The 11,630-nt window shown below is 40.7% G+C and carries 13 protein-coding genes and 1 other annotated feature; of the genes, 4 read left to right on the top strand and 9 right to left on the bottom strand.

Going from position 1 to position 11,630, the window contains the following annotated elements:
- Positions 1-8: 8 nt before the first annotated feature.
- The 9 genes from PW220_RS05610 to PW220_RS05650 form a co-directional block, all read right to left on the bottom strand.
- Positions 9-1,745 carry an ABC transporter ATP-binding protein gene (locus tag PW220_RS05610; RefSeq protein ID WP_248054087.1) on the bottom strand — a complete coding sequence of 579 codons (1,737 nt, stop codon included), beginning with the start codon at positions 1,743-1,745 and terminating at the stop codon, positions 9-11.
- A gap of 340 nt (positions 1,746-2,085) precedes the next feature.
- Complete coding sequence (locus PW220_RS05615) at positions 2,086-2,328, bottom strand: KH domain-containing protein (RefSeq protein WP_002940680.1); 243 nt, start codon at positions 2,326-2,328, stop codon at positions 2,086-2,088.
- Positions 2,329-2,349: 21 nt separating this feature from the next.
- Positions 2,350-2,622 (bottom strand): 30S ribosomal protein S16, encoded by a 273-nt coding sequence (gene rpsP, locus PW220_RS05620; protein ID WP_024392238.1) that lies wholly within the window; start codon positions 2,620-2,622, stop codon positions 2,350-2,352.
- A gap of 480 nt (positions 2,623-3,102) precedes the next feature.
- Positions 3,103-3,468: a 50S ribosomal protein L7/L12 gene (gene rplL / locus PW220_RS05625; protein WP_105117900.1), complete on the bottom strand. Its 366-nt coding sequence runs from the start codon at positions 3,466-3,468 to the stop codon at positions 3,103-3,105.
- Positions 3,469-3,533: 65 nt separating this feature from the next.
- Positions 3,534-4,028: a 50S ribosomal protein L10 gene (rplJ, locus tag PW220_RS05630; RefSeq protein WP_105117901.1), complete on the bottom strand. Its 495-nt coding sequence runs from the start codon at positions 4,026-4,028 to the stop codon at positions 3,534-3,536.
- Between the two features lie 26 nt (positions 4,029-4,054).
- Positions 4,055-4,189: a sequence feature (ribosomal protein L10 leader region), on the bottom strand.
- Between the two features lie 123 nt (positions 4,190-4,312).
- A complete protein-coding gene (topA, locus tag PW220_RS05635) occupies positions 4,313-6,406 on the bottom strand; it encodes a type I DNA topoisomerase (RefSeq protein WP_248054086.1) in 2,094 nt (697 codons plus the stop codon).
- A 92-nt stretch (positions 6,407-6,498) separates the two neighbouring features.
- Complete coding sequence (gene dprA / locus PW220_RS05640) at positions 6,499-7,341, bottom strand: DNA-processing protein DprA (protein ID WP_248054085.1); 843 nt, start codon at positions 7,339-7,341, stop codon at positions 6,499-6,501.
- A gap of 58 nt (positions 7,342-7,399) precedes the next feature.
- Positions 7,400-7,957: a sugar O-acetyltransferase gene (locus PW220_RS05645; protein ID WP_248054084.1), complete on the bottom strand. Its 558-nt coding sequence runs from the start codon at positions 7,955-7,957 to the stop codon at positions 7,400-7,402.
- A gap of 10 nt (positions 7,958-7,967) precedes the next feature.
- Positions 7,968-8,228 (bottom strand): metal-sensitive transcriptional regulator, encoded by a 261-nt coding sequence (locus PW220_RS05650; protein ID WP_023370330.1) that lies wholly within the window; start codon positions 8,226-8,228, stop codon positions 7,968-7,970.
- Positions 8,229-8,336: 108 nt separating this feature from the next.
- Here PW220_RS05650 and PW220_RS05655 point away from each other — a divergent pair, with 108 nt between their 5' ends.
- From PW220_RS05655 to trhA, 4 genes are all read left to right on the top strand, one after another.
- Positions 8,337-8,660 carry a rhodanese-like domain-containing protein gene (locus tag PW220_RS05655; RefSeq protein WP_024400619.1) on the top strand — a complete coding sequence of 108 codons (324 nt, stop codon included), beginning with the start codon at positions 8,337-8,339 and terminating at the stop codon, positions 8,658-8,660.
- A complete protein-coding gene (locus PW220_RS05660; protein ID WP_248054083.1) occupies positions 8,657-10,309 on the top strand; it encodes an FAD-dependent oxidoreductase in 1,653 nt (550 codons plus the stop codon). Before PW220_RS05655 ends, PW220_RS05660 begins: the two co-directional genes overlap by 4 nt.
- 108 nt (positions 10,310-10,417) lie before the next feature.
- Positions 10,418-10,969, top strand: a complete 552-nt coding sequence (locus PW220_RS05665; RefSeq protein WP_248050352.1) for a DUF1836 domain-containing protein — start codon at positions 10,418-10,420, stop codon at positions 10,967-10,969.
- Positions 10,959-11,609 carry a PAQR family membrane homeostasis protein TrhA gene (gene trhA, locus PW220_RS05670; RefSeq protein WP_248054082.1) on the top strand — a complete coding sequence of 217 codons (651 nt, stop codon included), beginning with the start codon at positions 10,959-10,961 and terminating at the stop codon, positions 11,607-11,609. Before PW220_RS05665 ends, trhA begins: the two co-directional genes overlap by 11 nt.
- The last annotated feature ends 21 nt before the right edge of the window (positions 11,610-11,630 follow it).

An 11,630-nucleotide genomic window follows, 5' to 3' on the forward strand; every position in this document is an offset into this window, starting at 1 on the left:
CATTCCTCCTATTCTTCTGTCAAGGATTGACGGTTAAGCTGGGAGTTGGCAATTTCACGGTAAATCTCATTGCTTTCCATCAATTCATTGTGGGTGCCACGACCAACGATTTCACCCTCATTTAGCACGATAATCTGGTCGGCATCCATAATAGTTCCGACCCGTTGGGCAACAATCAGCACCGTCGCATGTTCCGTTACTTCCTTCAAACGAGCTCTCAAAATGGCATCCGTCTTATAGTCCAAGGCTGAGAAGGAATCATCAAAAATATAAATGTCTGGCTGTTTGACAATAGCACGTGCAATAGACAGACGCTGTTTCTGACCACCAGACAAGTTACTTCCCCCTTCTGCTAGATGGGTGTCGAATTTTTCTTCCTTACTCTCAATAAAGTCCTTGGCCTGAGCAACATCCGTCGCTTCCTGCAACTCCGCCAAACTCGCATCTAGCTTCCCGTACTTGAGGTTTTCTGCGATGGTTCCGGTAAATAGCAGAGCTTTCTGCGGAATAAATCCAATCTTACTACGGAGTGCCTTTAGATTGTAGCGTCTGACATCCACGCCATCCACCAAGATACGACCAAGGGTCACATCATAGAAACGTGGAATTAACTGCACCAAAGAAGACTTACCAGAACCAGTCGAACCAATAAAGGCAATGGTTTCCCCAGGCTTAGCCTGAAATGAAATATTGTGAAGAACAGGAGATTCCGTTTCACCTGGGTAGGCAAAGGTTACATTTTCAAATTCCAAATAACCACGAGTATCTGTTTCAGTAATCCCATCTTCATTCTTAGAAATGGAAATGGGCATGTCCAAGACTTCCTGAATCCGTTGGCTCGATACCGACATCCGTGGATACATGTTAAACAAGTTGGCAAAGAGCAAGAATGAGAAAAGCGCGTGGAAACTATATTCTATAAAGGCTACCAAATCACCAATTTGTAGACTGCCTGTTTTCAAGGGTTCCAAAGCGAACCAGACAATGGCCACAATCATAGCAATGATAATCTGGACAAAGAGCGGTTCTGTCAAACCAGTCAGATTAAAGAGTTTTTTGGATGTTTCTGTGTAATCTTCATTGACTGCCGCAAAACGCTCCTCTTGAAATTCTTCCCGCGTAAATGCCCGAATAACCCGTAAGCCCATGAGATTTTCACGAACATACTGGTTGATAGTATCCAAGCGTTTTTGCTGTGTTTCTGATAGAGGGCGGGTTTTGGTTGCTACATAGAAAATAACGATAACAAGAAACGGCATGGCTACTGCGACTGTCCAAGCTAGACTCGGACTGGTTACCAAGGTCATAATGACAGAAGCAATCATCATCAAGGGAGTGATAATTCCCAGCTTCAATACCATCTCCGCAAACTGCATCAAGACAAAAGCATCATTAGTCATACGAGCAACCAGAGAAGAAACACCAATCTGCTCATACTCGTGATGAGAATAGTCCTGAATTTTCTCGTACAAATCATTTCGAATATCTTTTACGATGTTGGTTGTCAACTGCCCAGCCGCATAGGCAAGCGTTATTCGTCCAACAATTCCAAGCAAGACGATTAAGCCCATCATTCCCGCCCAATAATAGAGCTGACCAACATCATTTTTTGTAATTCCTTGGTCAATCATTCTAGCCAAAAAAGTCGGCAAGCCCAAGTTTACCACTACAAACAAGAAGGCACCCAACAAGTCCAAGGCAATCCACTTAGGGTATTTTTTCAAATAGGTCCAAATCAGATTCATCTTTTCACCCTTTCTATATGTTACAGTCTTTTAGTTTACTTTTAGTACTCGCTTCAAAGGTTTGGGGAACCTTTGAAGGCTGAAGATAGTGCGAACCAAGTTCGCCTCAAAAAATGCAGGCATAACTCAATGCTTTCTTGTTTCTAGGCATTGACTTGAAACAGTCCCCCAGACTGTTTCAATCAGGCAAGGCGAGTTCAAATAATGATGAAATTATTTGAAGTTGGAGATAAGGAAACGAAGTTTCATCATTCGTCGACGTAATAAAAGATAAACTAAATGACGATAAAAAGGGGCACAGCCCCTTTGTCTAAGTTAAAAGCCACCAAATGGTGACTTTCTATTCTTTCTCGTCAATCACTAAACGAACTTTTTTATCACTTGTTGGAACAGAGTAGACAATCGTTCTGATTGCAGAAATTGTGCGTCCTTTTTTCCCAATGATACGGCCAATATCAGATTTATCCAAATCCAAATGATATTCTAAAAATTCAGGTGTATCAACAATTTTAATTGTCAAGCTATCAGGCTGTGAAATCAAAGGTTTCACAATCGCAATAATGAGATTTTCAATCATGTCCATAAGTGTTCTCGCTTACTGTTCTTATTTAGAGAATTTTTGCTCGTGGAATTTCTTCAATACGCCAGCGTTTGAAAGAAGTGCACGAACTGTATCAGATGGTTGTGCACCTTTTGCCAACCACTCAAGTACACGCTCTTCTTTAAGAGTTACTGAGTTTTCAGCCAAAAGTGGGTTGTAAGTACCAACTGTTTCGATGAAACGACCATCGCGTGGTGCGCGTGAGTCTGCAACGTTAATACGGTAGAAAGGTTTCTTTTTAGAACCCATACGAGTCAAACGGATTTTTACTGCCATTTTAAAATGTTCTCTTTTCTTTATTTTTTATTTCGGTGAAATAGCAGAGCTATTTAGCACATGTTCTATTATAACACACTTTGACCAGCTGTCAAGAAAAAAACTTGACAGGATTTAAAAAAATTCAATTCAACTTAAAATTGATGAGAACATAGTATCACTCTTTACTAGTATGGCGCTTTCCTAGACTAAGTGCTTGCTCCTCTGACATCTCAACCACCTTAGAGAAATGAGTGTTTGCTGGCATGTTTTCCTTCTAGTACCAATAAACATCCGCATTCCCATTTCTAGCAATATATACTACTGGCGCAAGTTGTCTAGCAGGTTGAGGGACTTGAGAGCTATTGCTTGGTTGCGTTCCAGTAGCCGAGCTAGAAGATAGAACTGGACTACTTTCGTCAGTCGGCACCAAAGAAAAAACCACTACTCCGAAGAATAGCAGTTTTTCCGAATGTTTAGGCTACTTGAGTAGTCGCTCTATTATTTAAGAGTAACTGAAGCTCCAGCTTCTTCCAATTTAGCTTTGATTTCTTCAGCTTGAGCTGTTGGAACACCTTCTTTAACAAGTGCTGGTGCACCGTCAACAAGTTCTTTAGCTTCTTTAAGACCAAGACCTGTGATTTCACGTACAACTTTGATAACGCCAACTTTTTTGTCGCCAGCAGATGTCAATTCAACGTCAAATGAGTCTTTAGCTTCTTCAGCAGCAGCACCAGCTGCAGCAACAGCTACAGGAGCAGCTGCAGTTACACCAAATTCTTCTTCGATAGCTTTAACAAGGTCGTTAAGCTCAAGGATAGTAGCTTCTTTAATTTCAGCAATAATGTTTTCAATGTTCAATGCCATTGTGATATTCCTCCAATTTAGGTTTTTAAATAGTTTGTAGCACTAAGCAGCTACGCTCTGACGCATTAAGCAGCGTCTTCTTTTTCTGCAACAGCTTTGACAGCGTATGCAACGTTGCGAACTGGCGCTTGAAGTACAGAAAGCAACATAGAAAGCATGCCTTCGCGGTTTGGCAATGTAGCAAGTGCTTCGATTTCTTCTTTTGAAGAAACTTTGCCTTCTACAGCTCCACCTTTGATTTCAAGAGCATTTGCTGTTTTCGCGAAATCGTAAATTGTTTTAGCTGGGGCAACTGCATCGTTTGAGAATGCAACTGCTGATGGACCTACAAACAATTCTGCAAGACCTTCAAGACCAGCTTGCTCAGCAGCACGACGCAAGATTGAGTTTTTGATAACTTTGTACTCAACTTCTGCACCACGCAAGTTACGACGAAGAACTGTATCTTGTTCTACTGTCAAACCACGAGCGTCTACAACAACGATAGATGTTGCAGCTTTCATTTGCTCAGCAACGGCATTTACTAATTCCGCTTTTTTAGCGATAATAGCTTCACTCATTTTTTTACCTCCGTTTTTATTTTGGGCTAGGCACAAAAAAATCGCACCTAAACCTAGACACGAAAGTACAAATACGTTTATCTCAATAATCGTTTTGTGCCTCGGTAGGATGTTTATGAGTCCAGCTCCCCTACTGTCTTAGGTCAGTTTTTTCAAACCTTAATCATCATAACACAGTATTTTATAGAATGCAAGACTTTTTTATTATTTTTTTAACTTTTTTTCCAGATTTTTCCTGCTAGGCTAAAAACAACTGCCATTCCCTTGAGAATAGCAGTCTTATCTTATTTAATTTTATCTTCCTCATAGTCACCATTTGGACAGACAACTTGTTTACCACCACCACGAACTTTTTTCTCAACGAGATAGTGGTCACATTTTGGACAGGCACGACCAACAGGTTTGTCCCATGAGGTAAATTCACACTCTGGATAACGGTCACAACCATAGAAAAGCCGATTGCGTTTGCTCTTGCGCTCAATGACCTGGCCTTGTTGACAAACTGGACAAGTCACGCCGATTTCCTTGGTAATTTGCTTGGTATTGCGGCAATCAGGGAAATTGCTACATGCGTAGAATTTTCCAAAACGACCAAGTTTAATAACCATTTCATGTCCACAAACTTCACAATCAAAACCAGCTGGTTCATCTTTGATTTGGATTTTTTCCATCTGGTCTTCTGCTTTAGACAGTTCTACCTTAAATGGTTGGTAAAATCCATCGATGACCTTCTGCCACTGCTCCTTACCGATTTCAACATCATCTAGTTTTTGCTCCATTTCAGCCGTAAAGGTGACATTGACGATATCAGGGAAAAATTCGACAATGAGTTTGTTGACAATCTCGCCCAACTCTGTCGGCTCAAATCGTTTGGCAGCAAGCTTGACATAATAGCGTTTCTGAATAGTTTCAATAGTGGGTGCATAGGTTGATGGACGACCAACACCATTCTCTTCCAAGGTCTTAATCAAGGTTGCTTCCGAATAGCGAGCAGGTGGTTGAGTGAAATGTTGTTCAGGATTGGTTGAACTACGGATAACGATATCCCCTTGCTCCATGTCTGGTAACATCTTATTCTTATCAGAGTCGTTGTAAACCGCCATGTAACCATCAAACTTGACTTGGCTACCATTGGCTGCGAAAATCACCCCATTCTGACCTAGGCGGACACTCATGGTATCAAAGATTGCCGCAGTCATCTGACTGGCTACAAAACGATTCCAAATCAAGGTATAGAGACGAAGTTGGTCCTTATCCAAATACTTGGCAATGGACTCTGGTGTCAAATGAACATTTGACGGACGAATAGCCTCGTGGGCATCTTGGGCACCGGTCGCATTCTTGACCTTGCTAGAATGTTTGGAATACTTTTCTCCAAAACGTTCTGTGATAAACTCCGCTGCCTGAGCCTGAGCAACTGGACTGATACGGGTAGAATCCGTACGCATATAAGTAATCAAACCTTGCGTCCCACCAGTCCCCAAACTCACCCCTTCATAGAGCTGCTGGGCAACCATCATAGTTTTACGGGTACGGAAGTTGATTTTATTGGCCGCATCCATCTGCATGGTTGAGGTTGTGTAAGGAAGTGGTGCATTGCGCTTGCGTTCTTTACGCTCCACCTGGTCAACCAAGAAATCATCGCTATTTAAACGAGCCAGAATTTCCTTGACCTGTTCATTGTTTTCAACCTTGACTTTTTTTCCATCTAAGCCATAAAAGCTGGCTTGGAATTTCTTAGTACCCTTTTTAAAGCTGGCATCAATTGTCCAATATTCCTCTGGCTTGAAATTATTAATTTCATTTTCACGGTCAATAATGAGCTTGAGGGCAACGGATTGTACTCGCCCTGCTGACAGTCCTTTTTTGACTTTCTTCCAAAGAATGGGTGAAATCGAATAGCCAACGATACGGTCTAAAACACGACGAGCCTGTTGGGCATCAACCAAATCGTGATTAATAGCACGTGGTTCCTTGAAGGCATTTTTAACAGCATCTTTGGTGATTTCATTGAAAACAACCCGGTTTTTATCCTTTTCGTCTAGTCCCAAAATATGAGCCAGATGCCAAGAAATTGCTTCTCCTTCACGGTCCGGGTCACTTGCCAAAAAGACTTGTTTGGCATTTTTCGCCTCTTTCTTCAAAGAATTGATAAGCGGACCTTTACCACGGATATTGATATACTCTGGCGCATAGTTATTATCAAAGTCAATAGACATACTTGATTTTTTCAAATCACGAATGTGTCCGACTGAGGCAACAACCTTATAATTTTTACCAAGATACTTCTCGATGGTCTTTGCCTTTGCAGGCGATTCTACAATGACAAGATTTTTCTTGGTTGTCGTTTTTTTCTTACTAACTGATTTTGTAGCCATTCTCATACCTTACAATTATTTTTAACCTCACAAAGAATAAACTATTTTTCAGTCAGTGTCAAGATTTTTATTTTCCTATAGGAGAACTTAATTTAAAATTGATAGTCTGAAAGGATGTCAATGCCTGATGTAATGCACTTTGCCCCTTCTTGAATCAAATGATGGCAACCATCTGATTTTCCATCCAAAATGGAACCAGGAATGGCATAGACTTCTCTTCCTCCTTCCAAGGCACGTTCGCAGGTAATGAGGCTACCAGACCGCATCTTAGCTTCGCAGACTACCAATCCTTCCACCAAACCAGCTATAATGCGATTGCGTTCTGGAAAATGATATTTGAGAGGGTCTGCACCTGGTTCGTATTCAGTCAAAACTAAATGGTGTTTTCCGATATAGGTCTGTAATTCTCTGTTTTCTTTGGGATAAATCTTATCCAAACCCGTTCCAATGACGGCAATGGTTTGTCCACCATTTTTCAGGCTAGCAATATGGGCAGCTGTATCAATTCCCCTTGCCAGACCACTAACAATGACAAAACGATTGCTCAATTCCTTGATAATTTTCTGAACAGACTGAATACCATTTTTACTTGCATTTCGTGTACCAACGACTGCCAGCTTGGATTTTTCCAGCAATTCTAAATCCCCTTGATAAAACAAAAGTACAGGTGGATTATAAATTTGCTTCAATGCTAGTGGATAGACATCATCCAAAATCGAAAAGGATGGAAACTTGTTAAATTCTTCCCGACAAGATTTGATATCCAAATTCTTATAGTTTTCCATGAATAACACTGGATTTTTACATTCAGAAACGACAGCGATATTTCGCAAAGTCAATTTTTTACCATGTAAATCTTGATAGGCCAAAACCTTATTAATATTAAGATTTGTCAGACCTGCTTTTTTCCATTTAAACAATTCAAAATTATTCATTTTCTTCACCTCACTTACTCTATTCGCAAGGCAAAGAAAAAATTCTCCCGAAGAAGAATTATTTTTTAGGTATTTCTTTGATAACACGCGCAGGATTGCCCGCTAAAACGACATTATCACCAAAAGACTTAGTCACAACAGAACCAGCACCAACAACCACGTTGTTGCCCAAGGTCACGCCAGGTAAGATTGTCACACCACCACCAGCCCAAAAATTATCACCAATGGTAATTGGAGCTCCATATTCCAAACCAGAATTTCGTTCATCAGGATCTAGTGGATGAAGTGGAGTTAGCAACTGTACATTTGGACCAAGCATGGCATTTTTGCCAATGGTAATGGGACAAACATCCAACATGGTACAGTTAAAATTTGCGTAAAAATCCTCTCCGACATGAATATTACTTCCGTAGTCACAGTAGAAATTTGGCTCCATGTAGATACGTTGGCCTGTAGTTCCAAACCAGTTCTTCAATTGATCCGAACGAACCTTACCATCAAGTTCATCGTTAAATCGTTTCATATTTTGACGAGCTAAAATCCGCATCTGAACCAATTCTGGATCACCAGCCTGATAAAACTGACCTGTAATCATTTTTTCTCTTTCTGTCGACATACCCCTACTCCTATTTTTTAATGATTAGATTGATGGCTTGAGCAAGACGAGCTTCTTGTTCTTCAGGGTTTTCAGACGGATGAGCAATACAGTCTTGGACCTTCTGAGCAATGACCATTCCCATCATACTATTGATACTGGAACGAACAGCACTCAACTGAGTTACAATATCGATACACTCTTGATCTTCTTCAATCATTTTCTGGATGCCTCTGAGCTGACCTTCGGCCCGTTTCAAACGGTTAATCATCTTTTTCTTATCAGTATTCATACCCTATATGGTACTGCTTGAAGTGAAAAATGTCAATTTTTTACCTTGACATCTTTTGAATTCCTTGATATATTTTAGATACCCCTAAGGGTATAAAAAGGAGTAACAATGTTTAAACAACTATTATCTGGAATTTTTTCAAACTCTGACAGTCTTCCGATAACTGATGTAGAACAAGCAATACAATCATCGAATGCTGTTTTGCTTGATGTCCGCGAAATTGACGAATTTGCTAGTGGTCATATTCCACAAGCTATCAACCAGCCCTTAAGTCAGCTTGACCAATTTAAAGGCGACAAAACCAAGAACTATCTTATCATTTGTCAATCTGGCATGCGTAGCCAACGGGCGACAGAATATCTAAAATCCCAAGGCTATCAAGCAATCAACGTTAAAGGCGGTATGAATGCCTGGACAGGAGGAATAGCATGAAAATAATTATTGTAGGTGGTGTCGCTGGTGGTATGTCAGCAGCTACTCGTCTCCGTCGTCTGATGGAAGATGCTGAAATCATCGTTTTTGAGAAAGGACCTTATGTTTCCTTTGCCAACTGCGGTTTACCTTATCATATTTCTGGAGAAATAGCAGAGCATGATAGCTTATTGCTTCAAACGCCAGAAAGTTTGAAACAACGCTTCAATCTAGATGTCCGCCCCTTTCATGAAGTCATTAGTATCGATGCTGACAAGCAGACTGTCACAGTGAATACTCCAAGTGGACAAATCACAGAAAACTATGACAAATTGATTTTATCACCCGGCGCCAAACCTATCATTCCAAATCTATCTGGTATTGAAGAAGCAAACAATCTCTTTACTCTTCGGAATGTACCTGATTTGGACAAGATTATGATTAAACTAGACCAGATCAAGTCTGGTCATGCTGTGGTAATTGGTGCTGGATTTATCGGTCTAGAGATGGCTGAAAACTTAGCTTTAAAAGGCTTGAAGGTGACACTTGTCGAACAGGCTCCCCATGTTTTGCCAACATTTGACCTAGAGATGGCTCGATATGTGGAAGCAGAGTTAACAAGTAAGGGTGTCGAGGTTATCACTGGGCAGTCTGTCACTGCTTTTCATGAAAAAGGACAGGTTCTAGAATTGTCAAATGGCCAACACTTGGCATCTGATGTGACCATTCTCTCAGTTGGAGTTGCCCCAGATAGTCAACTGGCTAAAAATACTGGGATTGAGTTAGGACTACGAGGAGGTATCCTTGTTGATCAGAACTACCAAACCAGTCAAAAAAATATTTACGCCGTTGGGGATGCTATTGTCGTCAAGCAAGAAATTACTGGTCAAGACACCTTGATTTCTCTGGCTTCTCCTGCCAATCGTCAGGGACGACAGGTAGCGGATGTCATTGCTGGACTTGCTAGAAAAAATAAAGGTTCTATTGGAACAGCTATCGTTAAAGTCTTTGACCTAGCTGCCGCGTCAACTGGTTTAAGTGAACGTACTGTTCAATCACTCGGATATGAGCATGCCGTTATTCATACTACTGGAAAAGACCATGCTGGTTATTATCCTGGTGCGACTGATATTGTGCTGAAACTCATTTTCTCTCCAACTGACGGCAAAATTTTCGGTGCCCAGGCAGTCGGTCAAAAGGGAGTAGATAAGCGGATAGATGTCCTTGCCACTGCTATCAAGGCTGGACTAACGATTTTTGATTTGCCTGAGCTTGAATTGACTTACGCTACGCCATTTGGCTCAGCCAAAGACCCTGTCAATATGATTGGCTACGCTGCTATGAACATCGCAGAAGGGATTAGCCAAAACATCCAGTGGCACCAGTTAGATGAGGAGCTAGCAAACGGAAAAATCTTGCTTGATGTTCGTAATCCTGGCGAGGTAGCAAAGGGCCAGTTCAAGGAATTCATTCATATTCCTTTAGACCAACTCCGTGAGCGAATTGGAGAACTGGATGCTTCAAAAGAATACATTGTCAGCTGCCATAGTGGACTTCGTTCTTATATTGCCGAACGCATCTTGAAAGAAAAGGGTTTTGACGTTAAAAACCTAGATGGTGCCTATTCACTCTATAAGATGGCATTGCCTGAAAATATAATCCATCCATAAGCAACTAACCTTCTGTGATTTTGGGTCCAGAAGGTTTTTTCTTGACTTTTAATATGCAATATCTTACAATCTAGTTATTATTACTAGATATAAGAAGGTTGATAATCTATGAAACATTCCCTCCCCTACTGGCATGAATTACCTGATTTGGACCTCTATTTAGACCAAGTTCTGCTCTATGTTAATCAAGTAGTCAATTCTCAGGAAAGCCTTGAACAGAAAAGTTTATACTCAATGAAAATCAACAGTAGCCTAGAAAACGAAGCCGATGATAGAACTGGGGTTCATCAAGGCAAGTTGACAACGGATAATGTTGATATTCGAAGAGTATTAACGGCTGCCATGATCAATAACTATGTCAAACACAAGCAGCTCGAAAAACCTGTTAAGAAAAAATACCAGAAGCAGCAAGTGGCGCGCTTGATTGCCCTCACTATCTTAAAAAATGTCTTTTCCATTCAAGAAATCAGTCAGACCTTACATCTTCTTCTCCAGACAAACAGTTCTGAAACACTATACAATCATTTTGTTGACTGTATGCGAAACGAGGAAAATGAAGAAACACCTGACATCATTCGCTACGCTTGTCAATCCGTCAAACTCTACTACAAAACCCGTCAACTCACTGTTGAATTAGAAAGGAAATTTCATGAATCCTAGTTTGAAATTAAGTCTAAAACTTTCATTTGGTGAAGAAGTCGCAAATAGTGTCACACATGCAGTTGGGGCCTTGCTTATGCTGATTTTACTCCCTATTACTGCTATTCATTCTTTTCAAGATTATAATGTGACAGCGGTAGTCGGCATGTCCATCTTTGTTATTAGCCTCTTCCTCATGTTCCTATCCTCTTCCATCTACCACTCCATGCCCTATGCTTCTACTCACAAGTACATCCTGAGGATTATCGACCATAGCATGATTTACATTGCCATCGCTGGGAGCTACACACCTGTTGCCCTTTCCTTGGTCGGTGGTTGGTTGGGGTATCTAATTGTTGGTCTACAATGGGGATTAACTATTTTTGGTATTCTATACAAAATATTTGCCAAAAAAATCAATGAGAAATTCAGCCTCTTTCTCTATCTCTTTATGGGCTGGTTGGTTGTCTTTATCTTGCCAGCCATTCTTCAAAAGACTGGACTTGTTTTCGGCATTCTTATGCTGGCTGGTGGATTATCTTATACTATTGGAGCCCTCTTCTACGCCAAGAAAAAGCCCTACTTCCACATGATTTGGCATCTCTTTATTCTACTGGCTTCCGCACTACAATATATGGCCATTGTCTATTTTATGCTATAAGAAAACAGCGTCTAGATTGTT

This window comes from Streptococcus sp. 29892 (assembly GCF_032594935.1).
In the GTDB taxonomy this organism is placed as follows: Bacteria; Bacillota; Bacilli; order Lactobacillales; family Streptococcaceae; genus Streptococcus; species Streptococcus hyiners.